Below are 24,643 nucleotides of genomic sequence, written 5' to 3'. Positions count from 1 at the left end.
CATCCGGGGAATTTCATGCGTTCGCTTAGCTGGTCAGGCCTTGTTGGTACGATTGCGGTATTGTCGATGGGCCTCGTTCAGGCTCAGGCTGCGGATAAGCTGAAGGTCGTCACCACCTTCACGGTGATCGCCGACATCGCGCGCAACGTGGCAGGCGATGCCGCGACCGTGGAATCGGTGACCAAGCCGAATGCCGAGATTCATAACTACCAGCCGACGCCGGGCGACATTCTGCGCGCCCGCGACGCCGATCTGGTACTGTGGAACGGCCTCAACCTCGAACAGTGGTTCGAGCGGTTCCTCAACAATCTCGGCGACGTGCCGGGTATCGTCGTCAGCGACGGTGTGGAGCCAATGGGTATTGCCGAGGGTCCCTACACCGGCAAGCCGAACCCGCATGCCTGGATGTCGCCCAGCGATGTGGCCGTCTATGTCGACAATATCCGCCGCGCCATGTCCGAGAACGATCCCGACAATGCGGACATCTATCAGGCCAATGCAGATGCTTATCTCGCCGAGATCGCGGCACTTGTAGAGCCGCTGCGCGATGCGCTCGACAGCATCCCGGCCGAAAGGCGCTGGCTGGTGACCAGCGAGGGTGCGTTCTCCTACCTTGCGCGCGATTTCGGCCTGCGCGAACTTTATCTGTGGCCGATCAACGCCGACAGCCAGGGTACGCCGCAGCAGGTGCGCAAGGTGATCGATGCGGTTCGGGATAACGACATTCCCGTGGTGTTTTCCGAAAGCACGGTTTCCGACAAGCCGGCGCGGCAGGTGGCGCGCGAGACCGGAGCCCGTTACGGCGGTGTGCTTTATGTGGACTCGCTCTCCGACCCGGACGGTCCCGTGCCGACCTATCTCGACCTCCTCAAGGTGACGACCAACACGATCGTGGAAGGTCTGAAACAATGAACCTGCAGCCCGAGGCCGACGGGTTTGCAGCGCCTGAAAAGGTGGAGCGACCGGGCCTCGCCGTCAGTGACGCAACCGTCACCTACCGGAACGGCAATACGGCGCTGATCGACGCCAGCTTCGCCATTCCAGAAGGCTCGATCGCAGCGCTTGTCGGCGTCAACGGCTCCGGCAAGTCCACGCTCTTCAAGGCGATCATGGGTTTTGTGCCGCTGGCGCGCGGCTCGGTTTCGATATTCGGCCAGCCGGCTGCGCAGGCGCTGAAGCGCAACATTGTCGCTTATGTGCCGCAGGCGGAGGAGGTGGACTGGAACTTCCCCGTGCTGGTGGAAGACGTGGTTATGATGGGCCGCTACGGCCACATGAATGCACTGCGCATTCCGCGCGCCCGCGACCGCGCGCTGGTCGACGAGGCTCTCGCCCGCGTCGGCATGAGCGACTACCGCAAGCGCCAGATCGGCGAGCTTTCCGGCGGTCAGAAGAAGCGTGTCTTTCTTGCCCGCGCGCTGGCGCAGGAAGGCCGGGTGATCCTGCTCGACGAGCCCTTCACCGGCGTCGACGTGAAGACCGAAGAGGCGATCATCACGCTTTTGAAGACGCTGCGCGACGAAGGCCGCGTGATGCTGGTCTCAACCCATAACCTCGGCAGCGTACCGCGCTTTTGCGACCGGGCGATCCTCATCAACCGCACGGTGCTGACCGCCGGGCCAACCGAGGATGTGTTTACGCAGGCCAATCTGCGCAAGGCCTTTGGCGGCGTGCTGAGGCGGCATGTGCTCGGCGGCGCCGACCTGCATGAAGACGCGGAAACCGATACGCGCAGCGTGACCGTGCTGACCGACGACGAGCGCCCCTTCGTCATCTATGGCGATGACGCGGCGGGCAAGGGCGGGAAAGACAAATCCTGATGGAGCTTCTGCTCGAACCCTTCGGCTATGGCTACATGGTCAACGCCATGTGGGTGTCGGCTCTGGTGGGCGGCGTATGCGCGTTTCTGTCGGCCTATCTGATGCTTAAAGGCTGGTCGCTGATCGGCGACGCGCTTTCGCACGCCATCGTGCCGGGCGTGGCCGGCGCCTATATGCTCGGCCTGCCATTCTCGCTGGGTGCTTTCCTTTCCGGCGGACTGGCGGCGGCCGGCATGCTCTTTCTCAACCAGCGCACGAAATTGCGTGAAGACGCCATTATCGGGCTCATCTTCACATCCTTTTTCGGGCTGGGCCTGTTCATGGTCTCCCTGTCGCCGGCCTCGGTGAACATTCAGACCATCGTGCTCGGCAATATTCTGGCGATCACGCCCATGGACACGCTGCAGCTCGTCATCATTTCGGTGGTGACGCTGACGGTGCTGACGCTGAAGTGGAAGGACCTGATGGTCACCTTCTTCGACGAAAGCCATGCGCGTTCTATCGGTCTCAACACCGGGCTGCTGCGCGTCGTGTTCTTCACGCTGCTCGCAGCCTCCACGGTGGCAGCACTTCAGACGGTCGGCGCATTTCTGGTCATCGCCATGGTGGTGACGCCAGGCGCTACCGCCTATCTGCTGACCGACCGCTTTCCGCGTCTCATCCTGACCAGCGTCGCCATCGGCGCGGTGACAAGTTTCACCGGCGCCTATGCGAGCTATTTCCTCGATGGCGCGACCGGCGGCATCATCGTCGTGTTGCAGACGCTGATCTTCCTCATAGCGTTTTTCTTCGCACCCAAACACGGCATGCTGGCGGCGCGCCGCCGCGCCCGGGCGGCGCTGGGGGCTGGCGCGTGATCGACCTCCTCCTTCTACCCTTCCAGCTTCCCTTCATGCAAAAGGCGTTCCTGATCGCCGCGCTCGCGGCGCTGCCGATGGGCCTCTTGTCGCCGTTTCTGGTTCTAAAGGGCTGGTCGCTGATGGGCGACGCCATCAGCCACGCGGTGCTGCCCGGCATTGTGCTTGCCTATGTCGTCGGCCTGCCGCTGGCGGCCGGCGCATTCGCGGCCGGCATGGTTTGCGCGCTCGCCACCGGCTATCTCAAAGAAAACAGCCGGGTGAAGGAAGACACCGTCATGGGCGTCGTGTTCTCCGGAATGTTCGGGCTGGGCATCGTGCTCTACATCGCTATCCAGACCGAAATTCACCTCGACCACATTCTGTTCGGCGACATTCTGGGTGTTGCCTGGCGCGATGTCGCCGAAAGCGCGGCGATAGCGCTCGTGGCGCTTGCCACCGCCGGTGTGTTCCGGCGCGACCTGATGGCGATGGTGTTCGACGAACAGCATGCGCGCGCCATCGGCCTGCCGGTGCGGCTCCTGCATTACGGGCTGCTGGCGCTGATTTCGCTGACCATCGTCGGTGCACTGAAGGCGGTCGGCATCATCCTCGCCATCGCGCTTCTGATCTCGCCCGGCGCCATCGCCTATCTGATCACGCGCAGCTTCGAGCGCATGCTCGTCGTTTCGATGGCGATCGCGGTGGGGTCGTCGGTTCTGGGCGTCTATGCGAGCTTTTTCATCGACAGCGCGCCGGCACCCACGATCGTGCTTCTGATGAGCCTGCAGTTCGTTGCCGCCTTCGCGTGGTCGCAATGGCAGGCACGGCGCACCACGCGCTACCCCACGCCGACATAGTGGCGAACGAGCTCAGGGTTCTCGCGCAGCTTTTCCACATCCAGTGTTTCACGGTTGCGGCCGTTCTCTATGAACGCCACACGGTCGGCGACCGGCAGAACCGCGTCGACCCGCTGTTCGACAAGGACCGTTGAGACGCCGCGCTCGCGCAGCATCGCAACGGTGTCGCGAATGCGGGCGATCATTGACGGCATCAGCCCTTCGGTCGGCTCGTCGAGAAGCAGCACTTCGGGTTCCACGCACAGCGCGCGCGCCATGGCGAGCATCTGCTGTTCGCCGCCTGACAATGTGCCGGAGCGCTGTTTCAGCCGCTCGCGCAGAACCGGGAAAAGTTCGAGCACGCTCTCGCGCGTGGCTTCGCCATGTTTGCGCGTCATCAAGCCGATCTCGATGTTTTCGGCTACGGTGAGCTCGGAAAACAGACGCCGGCCCTGCGGCACATAGGCGACGCCGGCGCGCGGCACCTCATGCGCGGGCAGCCCGGCGAGTTCCCTCTCGCCGAGGCGAATGGAGCCGGCGCTGGCGCGCACCAGCCCCATGATGGTCTTCAGCGTCGTGGTCTTGCCCGCACCATTGAGGCCGAGCATGCACAGCACCTCGCCCCGTCGCAGCATGAGCGACATGCCGCGCAGCACCTGCACCTCGCCGTAACCGGCGTCGACATTGTCCAGAACGAGCACGTCAGCCATCGGCAGGCGCTCCAAGATAAGCCTGCTGCACGGCGGCGTTGGCGCGGATCGCATCGGGCGTGCCTTCGGCGATAATGCGGCCCTGGTCCATGACGGTGATCTGCTCGGCCAGTGCCATGACGACCGGCATGTTGTGCTCGATCAGAAGTACGGTCGCCTGCTGGCCGATCTCGCGCACCAGCGCGATGAAACTCTCGATCTCGGTGTCTGAGAGCCCCTGCGTCGGCTCGTCGAGCACCAGAAGCCTGGGTTCGAGCGCCAGCCCCATCGCGACTTCCAGAAGCCGCTGATGGCCATAAGCGAGATTGCCGGCAACTGCGTCGGCGTGGTCGCGCAGGCCAACACGGCCGAGCGCGGACAGCGAAGCCTGGCGAAGGGCCGCGGGCGAATAGCGCTTGCCGGCGCGGCCGACATGGCGGCGCATCGCGGCGAGCGTGACGTTTTCCTCGACCGTGAGGTTGGCGAAGATCGAGGTGATCTGGAACGTGTAGGCAATGCCCGCCATCACCCGCCGGTCCGCCGGCATGCCGGTGATGTCACGCCCGTCGAAGCTGATCGTACCGTCGGTCGGTGCAACACGGCCGCAGATGAGGCTGACGAAGGTGGTCTTGCCCGCGCCATTGGGGCCGATGATTGCGCGGATTTCACCCTCCGGGAGGCTGAAATCGACGCTGTCGACCGCACGCAGGCCGCCGAAGCTGCGGCCGAGGCCACGTGTTTCCACAAGCGCGCTCATGGCAGCCACCTGACCCAGCGGTCACGTATGGAGCCGAGCAGCCCCTTCGGGAAAAACAGGATGAGAAGCACGAGCGCCACGCCGACGATGCCGAGATAAGAGACGTCCCAATCGGGGAAGCGGCTGTTCAGAAGGTCGTTCGAGAGGTCGATCAGATAGAACATTAGCACAGTGCCGAGCAGCGGGCCCAGCGTGGTGGCAGCTCCGCCGACGAGGACCCACAGAAGCGGCAGGATCGAATATTGCACGGCGGCGAAGCTCGAGCCGAAATAGCCGAAGAGAAGCACATAGGCTGCGCCCGAGGCCGCGCAGATGACGCCCGAGCCAATGGTCGCGCCGAGCTTGTTGCGAAACGTGTCGTAGCCCAGCATGCGGGTGCGTTCCTCGTTTTCGCGGATCGCGATCAGCACCCGGCCGAAGGGCGCGCGCACCAGCGCAAGCGTGACGAACAGCACCACCGTGAACAGGGCGAGCGCTGCAAAATATCGCGTCGTCGGGTCGGTGAGATCGAGCGGTCCGAGCTGGCGCGCTGCCTGCGACAGGGTGAGGCCCTCTTCGCCGCGTGTCCAGTCGCCGAAATAGAGCGTGAAGAGATAGGCAACCTGGCCGAACATCATGGTGACGATCAGGAACGCGACGCCGGTTGTGCGCAGCGCCAGGAAGCCGACGACCGTTGAAAGCACGAGCCCCGATGCAAGGCCCGCGGCAAAAGCAGCCGGCACCGACCAGTCGAGGTGATAGACGGTCAGTCCCGCGCCGTAGAGCCCGGCGGAAAAGAACATCGCATGGCCGAGGCTGAGCAGGCCGGTGTAGCCGAAGAGCAGATTGTAGCCCATGGCGAAGACGGCCAGCACCAGAATGCGCGCCATGATGCCGTGGTGATAGGCCGGCAGGACGAATTGCAGCGCAAACAGCAGCGCAACGACGCCGAGATGCAGGGCAAGCACACGGCCAGACAGATTGCCGAGCCCCATCACCGCGCCGATACTCCGAACAGCCCCTGCGGGCGGAAAACCAGCACCAGCGCCACGGCCATGGTGGCGATGATCTTGGCCAGAGTCGGCGAGAAGAACACCGATATAATGCCGTCCGACAGGCCGATGAGAAGCGCGGCGACGATGGTGCCGCGCAAACTGCCCAATCCGCCGATGATGACGACGATGAAGGAGAGCAGCAGCGGGTCGTGGCCCATCAGGTAATGCGCCTGCTGGATCGGCACGATCAGAACTGCGGCAACCGCCGCGAGCATGGCGCCCAGCGCGAAGACGCCGGCATAGACCTTGTCGACCGGAATACCGAAGGCCGTCGCGGTTTCGGCGTCGAACTGCGTGGCGCGCATGATCAGGCCGATTTTGGTGCGCGAGAGCAGGTACCAGGTCGCGGCAAGCACGATTGCCGAGGCCGCGATGACCGACAGCTTGTAGGCCGAATAGCCGAACCAGGGGAAACGGATGCGATAGTCGAACGGCGCCACCACCGGCCGTGCGTCCGGGCCGTAGAAGGTGAGCGCCAGCTGCTGGAGAATGTAGAGAATGCCGATGGTCGCAACGATGGTGGCTTCAGGGTTGTAGTTGACGCGCTTCAGCACCAGCCGCTCGGAGGCAAGTGCTACCGCACCCACGACGAGCGGGCTGATGACGAGAGCCGCGAGGAAACCCAGCGCGGGGTGCCCCGAAATCGAGGACGCCACCGCCCATGCGAGCACCGCGCCCAGCATGAAGAACTCGCCATGGGCGACATTGACCACGCGCATGACACCGAAGACCAGCGACAGGCCGAGCGCGGTGAGCGCCAGCACCGCGGCCATCACCAGGCCTTCAAGCGTAGCCAGAAAGAAATAAGGTCCGAATGCCATTTAGATTACCCTCCCCCTTGTGGGGAGGGTCGGACCACAGGTCCGGGTTGAGGGTGCCGACGAACCATGCTTTTCACGACCCCTACCCGGTCTCTCGAATTCCATTCGTCCGTCCACCCTCCCCACAAGGGGGAGGGTAAGAACAGAGCCTAAAGCGGCATTGTCGTGTAGTCGGCTTCCGCCTCGTACATGCCGTCTTCGATCGAGGTTGTGTGGACGACGTTGAGCTTGCCGTCGACAACCTGAGAAACGTGCTGGTGTCCGAAGGACTGGTGGATCTTGGCGTTGAAGACCTTGTCGCCCTGCGGGTGCGCAGCGCCGGCGGCGAAGCTGGTCAGCGCCTCGGTGGCTTCCACCAGCTTGGCCCGGTCGGCAGGGCCCTGATATCCGGCGGCTTCCATCGCCTGCTTGATGATATGAAGCGTCTCCCAGCAGCCGAACATGTGCGAGGCGGTGGAGACATCCTTCGGATCGTTCACGCTGGCGCCGTTGTCGTCGATGCCGACGGCGGCGCGGTACGCCTTGGCGGCATCGCTGGCGTCGGGCTGCAGATAACGCGGCATAGCCTCCCAGAAGTGCGAGCCTTCCAGGAATTCGAGCCCGGGGCTGGCAATATCGACCGCTTCAAGGCTGTCCAGGAAACCGAAGAGCTTCGGTCCGCTGGAGCCGTAGAACTCGCCGAGTTCCTTGACGAACGTCAGCACGCCGGGACCGACCATCACGTGGTAGATCACCTCGGTTTCCGATGGGATCTGCGGGAAATAGCGGGTGAAGGAGGTTTCCGTAGGCGGGATCGGCACCAGGCCGACGACTTGTCCGCCAGCCGCCTCATAACGCTCGGGAAATTTGTCGCGGTGGTCGTGCCCGAAAGCGTAATCCGGGAAAACCAGGGTGATCTTCTTACCGAGGTTGTCGGCGATCCACGGGCCAACAGCGCGCACCTGCGCCTTCACATCGGTGATGCCCGGCTGGAATACGTAGCGGTTCAGGCTGCCGGACGCGACGTGGTAGCCTTCCGACACGACATAGTAGGGAATCTTGAGTTCGCCCGCAGCTGGCGCCGAACCCACCACGACATGGCTGAACAGGGTGCCGAACACGACGTCGGTCTTGTGCTGGTTGGCAAATTTCTCGACCACCTCGGCGCCGCGCTTCGGGTCGGTACCGTCATCTTCGGTGACGATCTCGAGTGGGCGTCCGTTGATGCCGCCGGCATCGTTGATCGCCTGTGTCGCGGCCATGGTGACGCGCTCATACCAGCGGCCGTATGCAGCGCCGATGCCGGTGCGGTGTGCCTGGAAGCCGATGCGGATCGGCTCCGACGATTGTGTCTGGGCGTAGCGCACGAAGCCCGGCGCGGCCATGATGCCGGCCGCTGCGCCGAGCCCCTTCAGCGCGCCACGGCGGGTGAGGCCCTGTTTCTTTGGAAGCAGGAGAGAAGTGCGTTTGTCAGCCATACCAGTTCCCCTTTTTCGGCTGTTAAGACCATATTCAAAGAGGCGTTTCACGGGTTTCGCGGTGCGCCAAAATTCACTTGTATGCAAATAAAATCACCAAACCCGGAAGCTGGCAATAGAACCGCGAAAACTGAGTTCCGCAGCGTCAGCCTCCAGTGGGCGACGAAAGCAGCCACAGACCGAACACAGTGTAGCCAACCATCAGAATTGCAAGGGGAATTTGGCTGAGCGCGGCTTGGCGCGCGGAGCCGTAAATTCGGAACGCGAGTGCATGGGCGATCATAACGGCGATGAGATGCCCGCCGATAATCGCGGCCGATTGCAGGTTCCAGATGATCCATGCGGCGTCATAACCGGCGGTTGCCGCAGCGGCAACATGAAAGCCGGCGGTGCCGAAAATATTCCAGCCATTCGACAGCGGATCGGAAATCGCGGCGAGCGCATATTGGCCGTTGATCACCAGCACGCCGAGATAGTGCGAGAAGTGGTAGGCGAGCGCGATGGGGAGGATCGACCACACCAGCAAGCCGCAGCTTGTCGCGAGCGATGCAGTCGAGCCGGCGATGCGGTTGCCGAGCCAGACGGCAAAAACGAACAGTGCCGAAAGGGCCGAGAAGATGCCGGCAAGCCCCACAGTGTTTGCAAACACCACGGCAGAGCGGCCCGGAAATTCGAGCGGGTTCACACCGACCAAGCTGAGCCAGAAGAATGTTCGCATCAGCCCGTCGAAGGAAACAGTTGCCAGCGCTAGCAGCAGGAAGAGTGTTGCACCGCGCGGTAGCGGCGGGGCCTTCTCCAGCGCGCCACCGGGAAACCGCAGAAAAAGCGCCTGCCGCCCGTCACTGTCCGCTTCACGCTGAAACGGCGCAAGCCGTCCAATCATTGAATACAGCACCGAAAACAGCTCGATACGCGCCGTCCAGGCCTCATGGCCGAAAGCCAGGATGCCCGCCAGGTTGAAAAGCCAGTAGGCGATCAGCACCTTGGCCAGAAGTGCGGGATCGTCGGGCGAGGGGTATACGAGTTCGAACCACCCGAAGCCGAGGAGCAGAACCAGCGCACCGGCATGGCCCATGCGCTCAGGCAGTTTCAGCGGCGGAGGCGCGTCCGCCCGGCCGATTGCTTTGAGGATCAGCCGCGAAGGCCCATACCATGGTTCCAGCCAGCGCCAGAGATTGCCGCGCAGGCCGACAACTAGCGTGAAGCCGACCCAGAAAACCGTCCAGAACACCAGCGGCAGCGGGTTCGACAACGGGTCGCGGCTGCCGAAAAGACCGGCGTACCAGATGCTGGCAACGACGAGGAAGCTGATCGTGCTGGTGAACAGCCTGCCGTCGATCGGGCGAGCAACGAGCCGTAATCGCGTAGCGAAAAGCACGGCAAGTGCGACGGGCGGCATGACGACCAGAACCGCGAAGCTGAGCGCCACCGCCGCCGCGCCGCCGAAGAGATAATAGCCGGTCGGCAGAAGCATCACGAAGCCGCGGTCGGCCGTATGCGCGAAGGCGGCCGGCGACGCTGCCAGCAACCCGACACCCGCGACCAACGCTGTTATGAAAATCCTGGCTGGAATCGGCGCGCCCCTCTGTACCTGCAAGAATAGCGACACTGCCCTCAGGCGCAATTTCACAAAATGCTGCATGCTTTCAATTGATTGGACAAGCTGGCAATTCGCGCCGGCAACCCTTATGCACTAACGCGGATTTGCATCGGAGAGCCAGATGACGACCACGGACATTGCGCGGCGCGTCTACGATCACACCTGGAAGCTCGACCCAATCGTGCGCAGCCTGCTCGATACGGACTTCTACAAGCTCCTGATGCTGCAGATGATCTGGAGCCGCTACCCGGATGTCCGCACGACCTTTTCGCTGATCAACCGTACGACCTCGGTGCGGCTGGCCGAGGAGGTGGACGAGGCGGAGTTGCGGGCGCAGCTCGATTACGCGCGCACGGTGCGGCTTTCCAAGAAAGAGACGATCTGGCTGGCAGGTAACAGCTTCTACGGCCGCAAGCAGATATTCATGCCCGAATTTCTGGACTGGCTGTCGGCGTTCCAGCTGCCCGAATATGAGCTGCGCAAGGAAGAAGGCCAGTACCAGCTCGATTTTCACGGCTCATGGGCCGAGACGTCGATGTGGGAAATTCCGGCTCTCGCGATCATCAACGAATTGCGCAGCCGCGCCGCGCTGCGCGAACTCGGTCCGTTTTCGCTCGATGTCACTTATGCGCGGGCAAAGGCCCGCATGTGGGACAAGGTGGAGCGGCTGAAGGCGTTTCCTGAAATCCGCATTTCGGATTTCGGTACGCGGCGGCGGCACTCGTTCCTGTGGCAGCGCTGGTGCGTGGAAGCCTTGAAGGAAGGCATCGGCGAAGCCTTTACCGGCACCAGCAATGTGCTGCTCGCCATGGATACCGACCTTGAGGCGCTCGGCACCAATGCGCACGAGCTGCCCATGGTGATGGCAGCGCTTGCAGATACCGAGAAAGAGCTGCGTGCAGCGCCCTACAAGGTGCTGCAGGACTGGAACACGCTTTACGGCGGCAATCTGCTGATTGTGCTGCCGGACGCGTTTGGTACAGCCGCCTTCCTGCGCGATGCGCCCGACTGGGTGGCCGACTGGACCGGCTTCCGCCCCGACAGCGCTCCGCCGATCGAGGGCGGCGAGCGCATTATCGAGTGGTGGAAGGCGCATGGCCGCGACCCGAAAGAGAAGCTGCTGATCTTCTCCGATGGCCTCGACGTCGACACGATCCTCAAAACCTACCGGCATTTCGAGGGCCGGGTGCGCATGGCATTCGGTTGGGGCACCAACCTCACCAATGATTTCGAGGATTGCGCGCCGCTGCCCAATGACCGGCTGAAGGCCATTTCGCTGGTCTGCAAGGTGAGCGAAGCGAACGGACGCCCCGCCGTGAAGCTCTCCGACAATCCGAACAAGGCGACCGGCGACCGACAAGAGATCGAGCGCTACATCAAAGTTTTCGGCGGCGAAGAGCGGGTGAAGAAGCCGGTTCTGGTTTAGCCGCCGTCGCTCCTGCGCAGCGATGCCGAGGCATGGATTGTCGGGACTAGCCCGGTAATGACGGAGGCGAGTGGGCCAACCCGTCCGCGCCGTCACCCTTGGGCTTGTCCCAAGGGCCTGCCTTCATCAGCCCCAACGGAGCTTCTTACCCCCTCATCCGGCCCTTCGGGCCACCTTCTCCCCGGTGGGGAGAAGAGCGCGCTGTCATCTGCGGAAGCTCTTCCTCTCCCTCATCCTGAGCTTGTCGAAGGACAGGGAGAGGACGCAATCGAGCTACAAGCCCGAGGAAGACGCCGCGTTCGGCGAAATCAAATATGCAGCGCGTGGCCGAGCGCGCGCAAAGCCGCTTCCTGGAAGGCCTCGCCCTGCGTGGGGTGCGCGTGGATCGTTCCGGCGACATCTTCCAGCGTTGCGCCCATCTCGATCGCAAGCCCGAAGGCGGCGGCGAGTTCCGACACGCCCTGGCCGACCGCCTGAACGCCAAGAACCAGATGATTGTCGGCGCGCGCCACGATGCGCACGAAACCGGCTTCGGCAAGTCGCGACATGGCGCGGCCATTGGCCGAGAACGGGAAGTTCGCCACCTTGACGTCGCGCCCCGCGGTGCGTGCCTCCTCCGGCGACAGGCCGGCCGAGACGATTTCGGGGTCGGTGAAGCAGATCGCGGGGATGCAGCGCTTGTCCCATGCGCGGCTTTTGCCGGCGATGATTTCGGCCACCATCTCGCCCTGCGCCATCGCACGGTGCGCTAGCATCGGCTCACCGGTGACATCGCCGATTGCATAAACGCCGCGCATCGAGGTGCGGCAGTGATCGTCGATGCGGATGAAGCGGCCGCTCATGTCGAGGTCGATTTCTTCGAGGCCCCAACCTTCGGTGAGCGGCTTACGCCCGACAGTGACGAGAACCTTTGCGGCCTGGATCCTCTTTTCGCCGGCACCGGTTTCCACCAGAAGGGCATCGCCCTTCTTCGACAGGCCCTTGGCCTTTGCACCGGTCATCACCTCGACGCCCAGCGCGGCGAGGCTTTTCAATACCGGGCGCGTCAGCTCCGGGTCGTAAAGCGGCAGGATGCGGTCTTCCGCCTCAACCACGGTGACCTTTGCACCCAGCTTGGCATAGGCGGTACCAAGCTCGAGCCCGATATAGCCGCCGCCGACCACGGCCAGCGTCGCCGGCACTTCTGCCAGCGCCAGCGCCTCGGTGGAGGAGATCACTTGGCCCCCAAAAGGCAGGAAGGGCAACTCGACAGGGCTTGAGCCGGTCGCAATGACAATCGCCTCGGCACGGATCACCTGCGTGCCCGTTTCGGTTTCGACCTCGACGGTCTTGCCGTCGCGGAACCGCGCCCAGCCATCGACAACTTTCACGCCGGCCTTCTTCAGCAGGCCCGAGACGCCGCTGGTTAGGCGCCCGACAACGCCATCCTTCCAGGCGATCGTCTTGCCGAAATCGATGGCCGGCTTGGCGACCGAGATGCCGAGCGGCGTGTCGCCTGCGGCCCAGTGCGAGGCCTTCTCGAACTCTTCGGCGGCGTGAATGAGCGCCTTAGAGGGAATGCAGCCGACATTGAGGCAGGTGCCGCCCGGCTTGACCGCCTCCACCACGACGGTGTCGATGCCGAGCTGTCCGGCACGGATGGCACAGACATATCCACCCGGGCCAGCGCCAATGACGAGAAGCTTGCAGGCGATTTCCTTCATCTGCTCACTCCCCCACGAAAATCATGGCCGGCGCTTCCAGCAGCGCCTTGATGCGCTGGACAAAGCGCGCGGCATCCCAGCCGTCGATCACGCGGTGATCGAAGCTGGAGGACAGGTTCATCATCTTGCGCGGCTGGAAAGCGGCACCGTCCCAGACCGGGCGCATCATGATCTTGTTCACGCCCACGATCGCGACTTCCGGATGGTTGATGACCGGCGTGGTTGCGACACCACCCATCGCGCCCAAAGACGTGATGGTGATTGTGGAGCCGCTCAGTTCCTCGCGTGTCGCGGTGCCGGCACGCGCGGCGTCTGCCAGGCGGTTCACCTCCGCCGCGCTGTCCCACAGATCGCGCGCTTCGGCATGGCGGACGACCGGCACAACGAGGCCGGAATCGGTCTGGGCCGCGATGCCCACATGTACGCCGCCATAGCGGCGCACGACACCGGCATCGTCGTCGAAATGCGCATTGAGCGCCGGCTGATCCCTGATCGCCACCACCATCGCCTGAATGAGAAACGGCAGGATGGTGAGCTTGGGACGATCGGCCTTGCGCGATGCATTCAGCGCGGCGCGCAGGTCTTCCAGTGCTGTGACGTCGATTTCCTCGACATAGGTGATGTGGGGGATGCGCGATTTCGCCAGCGCCATCTTTTCCGCGATGCGGCGACGCAGCCCGATGACCTTGATTTCCTCGACCGAACTGTCGGCATGACGAGCAGCGGTCGCCTGCTGAGACGGACCAGCACGCAGATAGGCGTCGATATCCTCATGCAGAATACGGCCGGCGGGACCGGAGCCCGGAACCTGGCGCAGATCGATGCCCGCCTCGCGGGCCCGCAACCGGACGGCCGGTGAAGCAACGGGCTTTTCGCCTTCCGCACGCGGCGCGCCTGCGGCCCGCATGATCGGAGCCGCGGGCTTGGGTGCAGTATCTTTAGCCGGCTTTTTTTCGGCCTTGTGCGAGCGCTCTTCAGCAGGCTTCTCTGCGGGTTTCTCGGGCTCGGGCGCAGCCGGTTTGGCTTCGGCCACGATTTCTTCCGCCTCCCCGTCACCGCCGCCCGCGGTCTTGATGCGGACAATGGGCGAGCCAACCGAAACCGTGTCGCCGACCTCCGCACCCAGCCAGGTGATCTCGCCCTCGACCGGCGAAGGTATCTCCACCGTCGCCTTGTCAGTCATCACGGCGGCCAGCACGTCGTCCTCGCGCACGAGGTCGCCGGGCTTCACGCTCCATTCGACAAGCTCAGCTTCTGCAACGCCCTCGCCGACATCCGGCATCTTGATGGTGTGTTCGCCCATCTAAGCCTCCATCGCCTCGCGCATCGCTTCGCCAAGCCGCGCGGGGCCGGGGAAATACTCCCATTCCTGCGCGTGCGGATAAGGCGTGTCCCAGCCGGTGACGCGGGCAATCGGCGCTTCGAGATTGTAGAAGCAATGCTGCTGCACGAGCGCAGCAAGCTCGGCGCCGAAGCCGGAGGTAAGCGTTGCCTCATGGACGACAACGCAACGGCCGGTCTTTTTCACCGAGGCCGTGATGGTATCGAGGTCGAGCGGCAGCAAGGTGCGCAAATCGATGATTTCGGCGTCGATGCCGGTTTCCTCCGCCGCGGCCTCCGCGACATAGACCATGGTGCCATAGGTCAGCACGGTTAGGGCCGATCCTTCGCGGCGCACCGAGGCCTTGCCGAGCGGCACGGTGTAGTGGCCGGCCTCGACCTCGCCCAGCGCATGTTTGCTCCAGGGGGTGATTGGACGGTCATGATGGCCGTCGAAGGGGCCGTTATAGAGCCGCTTCGGCTCCAGGAAGATCACCGGATCGGGGTCTTCGATTGCGGCGATCAGCAGGCCCTTGGCATCGACCGGGTTGGATGGCTCAACGACCTTCAGGCCCGACACATGAGTGAACAGCGCCTCGGGGCTCTGGCTGTGCGTCTGACCGCCGAAGATGCCGCCGCCAGTTGGCATGCGGATGACCATCGGGCAGGTGAACTGACCGTTGGACCGGTAGCGCAGGCGCGCCGCCTCCGACACGATCTGGTCGTAGGCAGGATAAACATAGTCGGCAAACTGAACCTCGACGCAGGGCTTCAGCCCGTAGGCGGCCATGCCGATCGCCGTGCCGACGATGCCAAGCTCGGAGATCGGTGCGTCGAAGCAGCGGGTGCGGCCATATTTCTGCTGCAGGCCGGCAGTGCAGCGGAAAACGCCGCCGAAATAGCCGACATCCTCGCCGAAGACGACCACGCCCTCGTCGCGTCCCATCGACACGTCGAGCGCGTCGCGGATCGCCTCGATCATCGTCATGCGCGGCATCGCGTTACACTCCCGCCTGCTGGCGCTGGCGGCGCAGATGCGGCGGCATCTCCTCATAAACGCCTTCGAACATGTCGCGCGTCGACGGCTTGCCGCCCGAGTGCAGCGTGCCGTGTTTTTCGGCTTCCTTCTGCGCGGCGATCACCGTGTCAAGAATTTCGGCCTCCGCCTGCGTGTGGCGCTCGTCGCTCCAGGCACCAAGCTTGATGAGATGGTTCTTCAGACGCAGCACCGGGTCGCCCAATGGCCAGGCGTCGGACTCCGCCTTCGGGCGGTAGGCCGACGGGTCGTCCGACGTGGAATGCGCACCGACCCGGTAGGTGACGTATTCAACCAGCGTCGGCCCGAGATTGCGGCGGGCGCGCTCGACCGCCCATTTCGCCACCGCATGAACGGCGAGATAATCGTTGCCGTCGACCCTGAGCGAGGGAATGCCGAAGCCCAGGCCACGCGCCGCGAATGTGCCGGAGCCCCCGCGGGCAATGCCTTGAAAGGTCGAGATCGCCCACTGGTTGTTGACGATGTTGAGCACCACCGGCGCGTGATAGGTGGAGGCGAAAACCAGTGCGGCGTGGAAATCGCTCTCGGCGGTCGAGCCGTCGCCGATCCAGCCGGCGGCGACCCGCGTGTCTTTGCTGATTGCCGAGGCCATCGCCCAGCCGACGGCCTGCACGAACTGCGTGCCGAGATTGCCGGAAATCGAGAAGAAGCCATGCTCCTTGGACGAGTACATGATGGGAAGCTGGCGCCCCTTCAGCGGGTCGGCCTCGTTGGAATAGATCTGGTTCATCATGTCGACCATCGGGTAACCGCCTGCGATCAACAGGCCGGCCTGCCGGTAGGTCGGGAAGTTCATGTCGCCGGGTTCCAGCGCCTGGCGGAAGGCGCAGCTCACCGCCTCTTCGCCCATATGCTGCATATAGAAGGAGGTCTTGCCCTGGCGCTGCGCGGTCTGCATTCGCGCATCGAAAGCGCGCAAGGTCATCATATGTTTGAGGCCTTCAAGCAGCTCGTCGGGCGTCAGCAGGCCTGACCATGGGCCGACAGCCTCGCCCTTTCGGTTGAGAACCCGGATGATGGAGAAGGCGAGATCGCGGATCGACTCGGGATCTGCATCGACCGGCGGCCGGTCGACCGACCCGGCCTTCGGAATGATCACATTGGAGAAGTCTGGAGTGTCTCCCGGCCGGACAGCCGGTTCCGGAACGTAGAGGCTGAGAGGCGGCTGGTCGGCCATGGGTACCTGCCCTTTCGCCAGAGGTTGCTGGCGAGAAACTAGGGCAAATCCGGCCGCAGTTCCACATGGCCGGCTATCACTTCGTGCACAACCGCCATGCGCGAAATGGATTGCAGAGCTCTTCTATTCGGCTGCCGCTGCCATGCGCTCGCGTGCGAAGGAGCGTCCGTCGCCATCGAAGATATGCAGCGTGTCGCCGTCTGCGTTGAACCGCATGGTGGATCCGCGCTCCACATTCGAGTTGCCGGCCAGCTTGGAAACCAGCGGCTCGCCTTCGCGGCCGATGTCGAGATAGACGAGCTGCACCTCGCCGAGCTGCTCGACATAATCGACCTTGCCCTCGAAGAGTGCGTTTGCGCCATCGGCGACCGTCAGATCCTCTGGCCGCACACCGAAGCTGATTTCCTGGCCTGCCGCACCCGCCGGGGTCTCGATCGGCACGGTCGCCTTGCGGCCGCCGGCATATTCGACCTCTGTCGCCTTGCCTGCCCTGGTGATTTTCGCCGGCAGAATGTTCATCGCGGGAGAGCCGATGAACTGGGCAACGAAGAGATTGCCTGGATTGAGATAAAGCTCCATCGGCGAGCCGACCTGCTCCACATAGCCGTCCTTAAGCACGACGATACGGTCTGCCAGCGTCATCGCCTCCACCTGGTCATGCGTGACGTAGATCATGGTGGTGTCGGGCATCGATTCGCTGAGCTTGGCGATCTCGATGCGGGTGGCGACGCGAAGCGCGGCATCGAGGTTCGACAGCGGCTCGTCGAAGAGGAAAACCTTGGGGTTGCGGCAGATGGCGCGGCCGATGGCGACGCGCTGGCGCTGGCCGCCCGAGAGAGCCTTGGGCAAACGGTCTAGATAGGGCGTGAGCTGAAGGATGCCGGCGGCATACTTCACCCGCTCGTCGATCTCCTGCTTGGTTTTCTTCGCCAGCCGCATGCCGAAGGCCATGTTGTCGTAGACCGTCATGTGCGGGTAGAGCGCGTATGACTGGAACACCATGGCGATGCCGCGCTGTGAGGGCGGAATGTCGTTGACCACCGTGCCGTCGATCTCCAGCGTGCCGCCGGTGATCTGCTCGAGCCCCGCGATGCTGCGCAGAAGTGTTGACTTGCCGCAGCCCGAAGGCCCGACGAAGACGATGAATTCGCCCGACTTTATGTCGAGGTCGATGCCATGCAGGATTTCAAGATTGCCATAGGCTTTCCTGACGCCTGTCAGTTTGAGATTGGCCATAGTGTCCTCCCAACAAATATCGCGCCGCTGCCGTCAGGCGAGGCGGCCGAACCAGCCGCCATAAGCGTCCAGAAGCAGTTTTCCGTTCACGTGCTGGCCGGCAAGGCCGTGACCGGGAATGGCAACAGGCGAAATCGCGCCAGGGAGCGCGACCTCGGCCGGCATGCTGCCGAGATTGAAGGCGCAGAGCAGCTTCTCGGTCTCGGTGCGGCGAATGAAAGCGACCGCATCGCCGGTCGTGGCGAGAAATTCGATCGACCCCTTGAGCAGCGACGGATGATTGGCCCGGAACGCCAATATGCGGCGATAATGTTCGAGCACCGAACCTTCGACACCCTCTTGCGTGTTCACAGCATGGGTGATGTGGTCGGCAGGCACGGGCAGCCATGGCTTGCCAGCCGAGAACCCGGCATTGGGTTCGCCCGAGTCCCACACCATCGGGGTGCGGCAGCCGTCGCGGCCCTTGAATTCGGGCCAGAACCGAATGCCGTAGGGATCGCGCAGATCCTCGAAGGCCAGCTCTGCCTCGGTGAGCCCAACCTCCTCGCCCTGATAAAGACACACCGAGCCGCGCAGCGCAGCCATCGTGGCAAAAACGATCTTGAGATAGGCGTTGCAATCCGCCTCACCCTCGGCCCAGCGCGAGGCATGGCGCATCACGTCATGATTGGAGAATGCCCAGCAGGACCAGCCATCGGCGGCAGTCTCGCCGAACTGCTCCAGCACGGCACGAACCCGCTTGGCGGAGATTTTCTGCGGCGACAGAAAGTCGAACGCGTAGCACATGTGGATGCCGTCATCGCCCGATGTGTAGTCGGCCACGATCTGCAGTCCGCGCTGCGCGTCACCGACCTCGCCGACGGCGGCCGCTGCGGGGTATTCGTCCAGCAGTGCCCGGAAGCGGCCGAGAAATGCCAGATTCTCCGGCCGGTTCTTGTCGTAGATATGGTCTTGATAGTTGTAGGGGTTCACTGACGGTGCGATCGAATTGTCGCGCAATGCGGGGTCGAGCGGCGGATTGTCCTCCAGACCCTGCGAGTGAAAATAGAAGTTGATCGTATCGAGGCGGAAGCCGTCCACACCGCGCTCTAGCCAGAAACGGGTGACATCGAGCAGCGCATCCTGAACTTCCGGGTTGTGGAAGTTCAGATCGGGCTGCTCGGCCAGGAAGTTGTGCAGGTAGTACTGCTCGCGGCGCGTGTCCCATTGCCAGGCGGAGCCGCCAAAAATCGACAGCCAGTTGTTGGGTGCCGTGCCGTCCGGCTTGGGGTCGGCCCAGACATACCAGTCGGATTTCGGGTTCTGGTGCGAACGCCTGCTTTCGGCAAACCAGGGATGCTCGATCGAGGTGTGCGACAGCACGAGGTCGATCATCACCTTGAGACCGAGACGATGCGCCTCGGTGACCACGGCATCGAAGTCCTCGAGCGTACCGAACATCGGATCGACGTCGCGATAGTCCGAGACGTCGTAGCCGTAGTCCAGCATCGGCGACTTGAAGAACGGCGAAATCCAGATCGCGTTGGCCCCGAGCTCGGCGATATGGGTCAACCGGGTCAGGATACCGCGCAGGTCGCCGATGCCGTCGCCGTTGGAATCCTGGAACGACCGCGGATAGATCTGATAGATCACCGCGCCGCGCCACCAGTCCTTGTCGGGCTGGGCTGCCTTCTCGGGCTGACGTTCGATGTTTGCTACTGCCGACATTCCAGGCCGATCTCCCGATTACTTGACCGAGCCGGCCAGCAGGCCGCGCACCAGGTAGCGCTGCATCGCAAAGAACACGATGAGCGGCACCGCTATCGACACGAACGCGGCGGTGGCCAGGATTTCCCAGTTGCCGCCGCGCGTGCCGAGCAGCTCGACGATCTGGTTGGTCATCACCGTCGTCTCGCCGGTGGCGTCGATCAGAAACACCTTTGCGACCAGCAGATCGTTCCAGGTCCACAGGAACTGGAAGATCGCAAAGGATGCGAGCGCCGGGAATGACAGAGGCAGGATGATCTTGGTGAAGATCTGGAAGTCCGTCGCACCGTCGACTTTGGCATTTTCGATAATGTCGCGCGGCAGGCCGACCATGTAGTTGCGCAGCAGATAGACCGCGAGTGGCAGGCCGAAACCGGTATGGGCAAGCCACACGCCGAGATAGCCCTTGCCGATGCCAATGCCGAGATGGAGCCGCAGCAGCGGAATGAGCGCGAGTTGCAGCGGCACGACCAGCAGGCCGACGACGATGGCGATCAGCAAGGCACGGCCGGGAAAGCGCATCCAGGCGAGTGCATAGGCCGCGAAGGCCGCCACCACGATCGGGATGATAGTTGCGGGTATGGTCACCGTCAGCGTGTTGAAGAACGCCTTGGCCATGGAATCGGTGGTCGAGCCGCTGAACAGAACCTGCTCGTAATTGGCCAGCGTGAATTGCGGCGGCGTTTGCGCCGTCACGAAAACGCGCTCGCCACGGCTGCCTGAAAACTCGGCCTCGTTTTCGAGCCGGTAATCGCCATTTGCCTGCAGCGTCAGACGGCCGTCGTCGCCCATGTCGGCGGTGTCGCCGGGCTGGTAGTCCGAGATCGCGCGCGACGACGTGCCCCACACGGAGATTGTCGCGTCCGTGCTCGCATCATTGTCTGCAAAGATGTTGCCGTCGATGACATAGAGCGCGCCTTCCTGGCGCTGCGTGTCGGGCGCCGCAGTACGCAGCACGAGGTTCTGTTCCTGCGTGAACAGCGACTTCCACCAGCCACTGGTCGATATTTGGTCGGCGGTGCGGAACGACGACACGAAGAGGCCGACCGTCGGGAACAGCCACAGCAGCACCAGCGCCACGACCGAGAGGTGAACGGCCCATGTGAGGCCGGATTTCTTGCCAGCTATCGATGACATGATCAGGCCTCCTCAGCGCATTTCCTTGCGGGCGTTGTAGACGTTCCAGATCAGGATCGGCGTCACCAGAAGCATGATCACGATCGCACTGGCGGAGCCGACGCCCCAGTCATTGGCGCGGAACAGCTTGTCGTACATGTAGTTGGCCAGGACCTGCGTCTCCCACTGACCGTTGGTCATGGCGAAGACGATGTCGAAAACCTTGAGAACAACGAGCGTGATCGTGGTCCAGACCACGACGATGGTGCCCATGATCTGCGGGATCTTGATCTTGAAGAAGATGTCGAACGGGCCGGCGCCGTCGATGATGGCGGCCTCGATCGTTTCTTCGGGAATGCCGCGCAGGGCTGCCGACAGAATGACCATCGCGAAGCCGGTCTGAATCCAGATCAGCACCACCATCAGGAAGAAATTGTTCCAGAATGGAATGGTCAGCCAGGTCTGCGGTTCACCGTAAGGCATCGTTGCGGTGAACAGATGGAATATCGACCGCACGGACAGCCACAGCAGCCATGCCGACCCTAGCGCGACGACGATGCGCAGTGGCACCGTCCACCACGAACCGCCGCCGCGTTCAGCCTCACCCCAAAGGAGTGGGCGCAGGGAGACATATATGCCGTAGAACATGAATGCTGCGAAGGCGGCGAGAATGGCCGCCGGCATCAAGCGCAAAAACAGCACAGCCCAAACACCGCCGTCGAAGGAAAGCCACAGCGCGTTGAGGACGCCAATCTGGTCCTGTTCGGCCGGGCGGGTGTCGTAGACCAGTTTGAAGATGACCGAGGCACCGACAAACGAGATCGCCATCGGCATGAAGATCAGCGATTTGGCGATGTTTCCCCAGGCGATACGGTCTGTCAGCTGGGCGACCAGGAGGCCGAAAGCGGTGGACGCCGCCGGCACAACGATCAGCCACAGCATGTTGTTCTTCATCGCCTCCCAGAATTTGGGTTCGGAGACCATCTGGGAATAATTGTCGAAACCGACGAAAGCCCCGCCTGCGGAGCGGTCGGTGAAGGAAAGCCGCAGGGTCTCGAAAACCGGGTAGGCGAGGTAAAGACCCAGCGCGAAAACGGCGGGGAAAAGGAACAGCCAGGGCCGTATCTGGTTGGCGCGGTTGATGTTGCGCCCTGCATTCGGCCCCCGCGGGGGAAACAGAACCTTATCCAGAAACTGGTTGGACAGGTAGAAATAGCCGACACAACCGCCGACACCGACGATGATGGTGATCAGTCCCTGCACTGCCGGATGCATGGTCTCCTCCCCCGTGCGAGCCCGCAAACAATCTGGTCGGGTCTGCCCGGGGCGCAAACGCCCCGGACCGATTTGTCAGATGAATTTTGGAGCGCCTATTTGAGCGCGTCCCACGACTTCTGGATCTCGGCGGCAACATCGGCTGCCGGCTTGCCACCGGCGTAGTCGACCATTCCGGTCCAGAAGGAGCCCGCGCCCACGCCGCCGGGCATCAGGTCGGAACCGTCGAAACGGAACGTGGTGGCGTTAAGCAGAACCTCGTTCATCTTGCGCAGCGTCGGGTCGCTGAAAGCGTCCGGATTGACGCTTTTGAACGGCGTCAGGAAGCCCTTCAGCCCCATCCAGGTTTCATGTGCTTCCGGCGTCTGTAGATAAGCGATCAGATCGTGCGCGGCCTGGTTCTCGCTGGTGATGACCCAGGTCGTGCCTGCACCCAGCACCGGTGTGCCGAGGTCCTTGCTCTCATATGCCGGGAAGTAGAAGAAGTCGGCATCTTCGCCAACGGCCGTTCCTTCCGGGAAGAAGGCCGGGATGAACGATGCCTGATGGTGCATGTAGCACTGCGGCGGCGACGAGAAGAGACCCTTGGGCGAATCGCGGAAGTCGGTGGAGGCCACTGCTCCTGCTCCGCCGGCCACATTGGCGTCATTGCGGGCAAACCATCCGAACTCCTCAATGGCAGCGACCACTTTCGGGTCGTCGAACTTGAGATCGTTGGAGACCCAGGCGTCGTAGTCTTCCGGCGACTGCGTGCGCAGCATCAGGTCTTCGACCCAGTCGGTCGCTGGCCAGCCGGTGGCAGCGCCCGAGCCGAGGCCGATGCACCAGGGCGTTTCGCCGTCGGCGACGATCTGCTCGGTAAGTGCCTTGAGCTCTTCCATGGTCGTCGGCACTTCGTAGCCGGCATCCTCGAAATTCTCCGGCACGTACCAGACCAGGGACTTCACGTCGTTCTTGAAGGGAAAGCCGTAAAACTGATCTGCGCCGGAGCCATCCTTGTAGGTGCCCAGTGCCACCCATGAGTCGCCGGCGGCGTAGTTTTCGCGCAGCCAGTCGGCCACACCATCGCGCAGCGGCGTCAGGAAGCCGCGCGCTGCCATGTCCGAGGCGAGCCCCGGTTGCGGAAAGACCGCGACATTCGGCGCCGAGCCTGCCTCGAGATCGACGACGATCTGCTGCTCGAAGCTGTCGGAGCCGACATAACGTACGTCATGGCCGGACTTGTCGGCGAAAACCTTGAGCACGGCCTCGACGTTTTCCTGGTCCGGGCCAAGCCACGGGCCGAATACGGTAAGCTGCTCGGCGTTCGCCGCGCCGGAATAGCCGGCGAGGGCAGCCGCCGCAGCACCTGCAAGCAAAAGTTTTTTCATGGATTCCTCCCTGGATCAAATCCGCAGAGCCGGTCCGGCTCTCAAATCTCACTCCCAGCGCAAAGCGATCCAAAGCGCTTTGGCTGATGCATACTCGCCACCGTACTGCGGCGGAGTCAAGTGGCCATGCTTTTAATCGGTTTAAATTCGTTTATTATGACGCGTTGCAGCATCGCTGTTAGGCGGTGCAGCACAATTCGGGCTTCATTCATGCGCCCGCAGCGGCTAATAAGCCGACGGCGTTTCTATTGTCTGCAAGGGTCGCCTTGTATGGGTTGAAAGCGCTTTGAGCCTGGGGAGTTCGCCTTGAACCTGAAACAGCTGTCGGAAAAGCTGTCGCTTTCGCAAACGACCGTCAGCCGGGCGCTCAACGGTTATCCTGAAGTCGCGGAGGAAACCCGCCGCCGCGTCGCCGACGCGGCGAAACGTTATGGCTACCGGCCAAGTCCGAGTGCGCGCCGCCTGGCGACCGGCAAGGCAGGCATGATCGGCTATGTCATGCCGACCGGCGATGCCGTTCACATTGATACGCATTTCATCGAATTCCTGTCGGGCATAGGCGACTACGCCAGGACGCACGAGCTCGACCTGGCGCTGTCCCCGACTAATCTCGACGACGAGGAGGCAACCTACCGGCGGCTGCTTGCCGCGCACAGGGTCGATGCAGTCTATGTCTCCTCGCCAACGATGGCCGACTGGCGCATCAGGCTGCTGCAGGAATCCGGCATGCCCTACATCGTCCACGGCCGTTCCGAGGGCCACGATTTCGAGTTTCCGTTCCTCGACATCGACAATGAAGGCGCGTTTCATGACGCCGCTCGGCTTCTGCTTCAGCTCGGCCATGAGCGTATTGCGCTGCTCAATGGCAATGAGGGGCAGACCTTTGCCGTGCATCGGGAGCGCGGCATGCGCAAGGCCTTGGCGGCACAGGGACTGACGCTGCCCGCCCCTTTTGTCAGCCGCATGACGATGACGGAGGAGAACGGCTATCGCGCCGCGCGCCGGCTTCTCGAGGGCGGCGACCGGCCGACAGCGCTGATCTGCGCCAGCCTCATGCAGGCTTTGGGCATCATGCGGGCTGTTGGCGATCTCGGCCTGTCGATCCCTGACGATCTCTCGCTGATCTCGCATGACGACGTGTTTCCGTTCCTGAAACCGGAAGGGTTCTCAACGCCTTTGACGACCACCTGTTCGCCCATCCGCGCCGCAGGCGAACGCATAGCGGAGCGGCTTGCCGCACGCATTGCACAGACCGAAACCGGACCGGTGGGCGAAGTGTGGCCGGTCGATCTCATCGTCCGGGGTTCGGTCGGGCGGGCGCCGAGCAAGGCATCGAAGCGGCCTCTTGTCAGCTCTGCCTGAGA

21 protein-coding genes are annotated in these 24,643 nt (G+C 63.0%); 6 read left to right on the top strand and 15 right to left on the bottom strand.

The genetic code is table 11. The features are described 5' to 3' along the window. The first annotated feature begins 66 nt into the window (after positions 1-66). From EP165_RS05320 to EP165_RS05305, 4 genes are read left to right on the top strand one after another with little or no spacing between them, the layout of a single operon-like run. The gene (locus tag EP165_RS05320) at positions 67-912 is read left to right on the top strand and encodes a metal ABC transporter substrate-binding protein (protein WP_245440063.1); all 846 of its coding nucleotides are present in this window, start codon (positions 67-69) and stop codon (positions 910-912) included. Further along, positions 909-1,820 carry a manganese/iron ABC transporter ATP-binding protein gene (locus EP165_RS05315; protein ID WP_127520445.1) on the top strand — a complete coding sequence of 304 codons (912 nt, stop codon included), beginning with the start codon at positions 909-911 and terminating at the stop codon, positions 1,818-1,820. The genes EP165_RS05320 and EP165_RS05315 overlap by 4 nt, the downstream gene beginning before the upstream one ends. Beyond that, the gene (locus tag EP165_RS05310; protein WP_127520444.1) at positions 1,817-2,677 is read left to right on the top strand and encodes a metal ABC transporter permease; all 861 of its coding nucleotides are present in this window, start codon (positions 1,817-1,819) and stop codon (positions 2,675-2,677) included. Before EP165_RS05315 ends, EP165_RS05310 begins: the two co-directional genes overlap by 4 nt. Before the next feature lie 35 nt (positions 2,678-2,712). Further along, on the top strand, positions 2,713-3,516 hold the full coding sequence (locus EP165_RS05305) for a metal ABC transporter permease (RefSeq protein WP_127520813.1): 804 nt from the start codon (positions 2,713-2,715) through the stop codon (positions 3,514-3,516). Here EP165_RS05305 and EP165_RS05300 read toward each other — a convergent pair. The 6 genes from EP165_RS05300 to EP165_RS05275 form a co-directional block, all read right to left on the bottom strand. Continuing rightward, a complete protein-coding gene (locus EP165_RS05300; RefSeq protein ID WP_127520443.1) occupies positions 3,498-4,205 on the bottom strand; it encodes an ABC transporter ATP-binding protein in 708 nt (235 codons plus the stop codon). The two genes, EP165_RS05305 and EP165_RS05300, sit on opposite strands and share 19 nt — an antisense overlap. Then, the gene (locus EP165_RS05295) at positions 4,198-4,941 is read right to left on the bottom strand and encodes an ABC transporter ATP-binding protein (protein ID WP_127520442.1); all 744 of its coding nucleotides are present in this window, start codon (positions 4,939-4,941) and stop codon (positions 4,198-4,200) included. Before EP165_RS05295 ends, EP165_RS05300 begins: the two co-directional genes overlap by 8 nt. Next, positions 4,938-5,915, bottom strand: a complete 978-nt coding sequence (locus tag EP165_RS05290; protein ID WP_127520812.1) for a branched-chain amino acid ABC transporter permease — start codon at positions 5,913-5,915, stop codon at positions 4,938-4,940. Before EP165_RS05290 ends, EP165_RS05295 begins: the two co-directional genes overlap by 4 nt. Continuing rightward, positions 5,915-6,796, bottom strand: coding sequence for a branched-chain amino acid ABC transporter permease (locus tag EP165_RS05285; RefSeq protein WP_127520441.1), 882 nt, complete (start codon positions 6,794-6,796; stop codon positions 5,915-5,917). The genes EP165_RS05290 and EP165_RS05285 overlap by 1 nt, the downstream gene beginning before the upstream one ends. A gap of 149 nt (positions 6,797-6,945) precedes the next feature. Further along, positions 6,946-8,253 carry an ABC transporter substrate-binding protein gene (locus EP165_RS05280; protein WP_127520440.1) on the bottom strand — a complete coding sequence of 436 codons (1,308 nt, stop codon included), beginning with the start codon at positions 8,251-8,253 and terminating at the stop codon, positions 6,946-6,948. Positions 8,254-8,398: 145 nt separating this feature from the next. Then, the gene (locus tag EP165_RS05275; RefSeq protein ID WP_245440027.1) at positions 8,399-9,850 is read right to left on the bottom strand and encodes a hypothetical protein; all 1,452 of its coding nucleotides are present in this window, start codon (positions 9,848-9,850) and stop codon (positions 8,399-8,401) included. 124 nt (positions 9,851-9,974) lie between these two features. Here EP165_RS05275 and pncB point away from each other — a divergent pair, with 124 nt between their 5' ends. Further along, a complete protein-coding gene (gene pncB / locus EP165_RS05270; RefSeq protein ID WP_127520439.1) occupies positions 9,975-11,279 on the top strand; it encodes a nicotinate phosphoribosyltransferase in 1,305 nt (434 codons plus the stop codon). 308 nt (positions 11,280-11,587) lie between these two features. Here pncB and lpdA read toward each other — a convergent pair whose 3' ends face one another. The 9 genes from lpdA to EP165_RS05225 form a co-directional block, all read right to left on the bottom strand. Then, positions 11,588-12,982 carry a dihydrolipoyl dehydrogenase gene (gene lpdA, locus EP165_RS05265; RefSeq protein ID WP_127520438.1) on the bottom strand — a complete coding sequence of 465 codons (1,395 nt, stop codon included), beginning with the start codon at positions 12,980-12,982 and terminating at the stop codon, positions 11,588-11,590. A gap of 4 nt (positions 12,983-12,986) precedes the next feature. Then, positions 12,987-14,285: a dihydrolipoamide acetyltransferase family protein gene (locus EP165_RS05260; RefSeq protein WP_127520437.1), complete on the bottom strand. Its 1,299-nt coding sequence runs from the start codon at positions 14,283-14,285 to the stop codon at positions 12,987-12,989. Further along, positions 14,286-15,299 (bottom strand): alpha-ketoacid dehydrogenase subunit beta, encoded by a 1,014-nt coding sequence (locus EP165_RS05255; protein WP_127520436.1) that lies wholly within the window; start codon positions 15,297-15,299, stop codon positions 14,286-14,288. Positions 15,300-15,303: 4 nt separating this feature from the next. After that, complete coding sequence (locus EP165_RS05250; RefSeq protein ID WP_127520435.1) at positions 15,304-16,536, bottom strand: 3-methyl-2-oxobutanoate dehydrogenase (2-methylpropanoyl-transferring) subunit alpha; 1,233 nt, start codon at positions 16,534-16,536, stop codon at positions 15,304-15,306. A 123-nt stretch (positions 16,537-16,659) separates the two neighbouring features. Further along, complete coding sequence (locus EP165_RS05245; RefSeq protein WP_127520434.1) at positions 16,660-17,772, bottom strand: ABC transporter ATP-binding protein; 1,113 nt, start codon at positions 17,770-17,772, stop codon at positions 16,660-16,662. 33 nt (positions 17,773-17,805) lie between these two features. Further along, positions 17,806-19,479, bottom strand: a complete 1,674-nt coding sequence (gene bglA, locus EP165_RS05240; RefSeq protein ID WP_127520433.1) for a beta-galactosidase BglA — start codon at positions 19,477-19,479, stop codon at positions 17,806-17,808. An 18-nt stretch (positions 19,480-19,497) separates the two neighbouring features. Continuing rightward, positions 19,498-20,655, bottom strand: a complete 1,158-nt coding sequence (locus EP165_RS05235) for a carbohydrate ABC transporter permease (protein ID WP_127520432.1) — start codon at positions 20,653-20,655, stop codon at positions 19,498-19,500. A gap of 12 nt (positions 20,656-20,667) precedes the next feature. Then, positions 20,668-21,909, bottom strand: coding sequence for a carbohydrate ABC transporter permease (locus tag EP165_RS05230; protein ID WP_127520431.1), 1,242 nt, complete (start codon positions 21,907-21,909; stop codon positions 20,668-20,670). Positions 21,910-22,004: 95 nt separating this feature from the next. Further along, positions 22,005-23,279, bottom strand: a complete 1,275-nt coding sequence (locus EP165_RS05225; RefSeq protein ID WP_127520430.1) for an ABC transporter substrate-binding protein — start codon at positions 23,277-23,279, stop codon at positions 22,005-22,007. Positions 23,280-23,585: 306 nt separating this feature from the next. On the opposite strand from EP165_RS05225, the gene EP165_RS05220 reads away from it, so the two are divergent. Continuing rightward, positions 23,586-24,641, top strand: a complete 1,056-nt coding sequence (locus tag EP165_RS05220; protein WP_127520429.1) for a LacI family DNA-binding transcriptional regulator — start codon at positions 23,586-23,588, stop codon at positions 24,639-24,641. Positions 24,642-24,643 lie beyond the last annotated feature (2 nt).

The organism is Mesorhizobium sp. Z1-4 (assembly GCF_004000235.1).
GTDB lineage: Bacteria > Pseudomonadota > Alphaproteobacteria > Rhizobiales > Rhizobiaceae > RCIO01.
The sequence above is the reverse complement of the archived record's forward strand: the minus strand, read 5'-3'. Positions and strand labels throughout refer to the sequence as shown.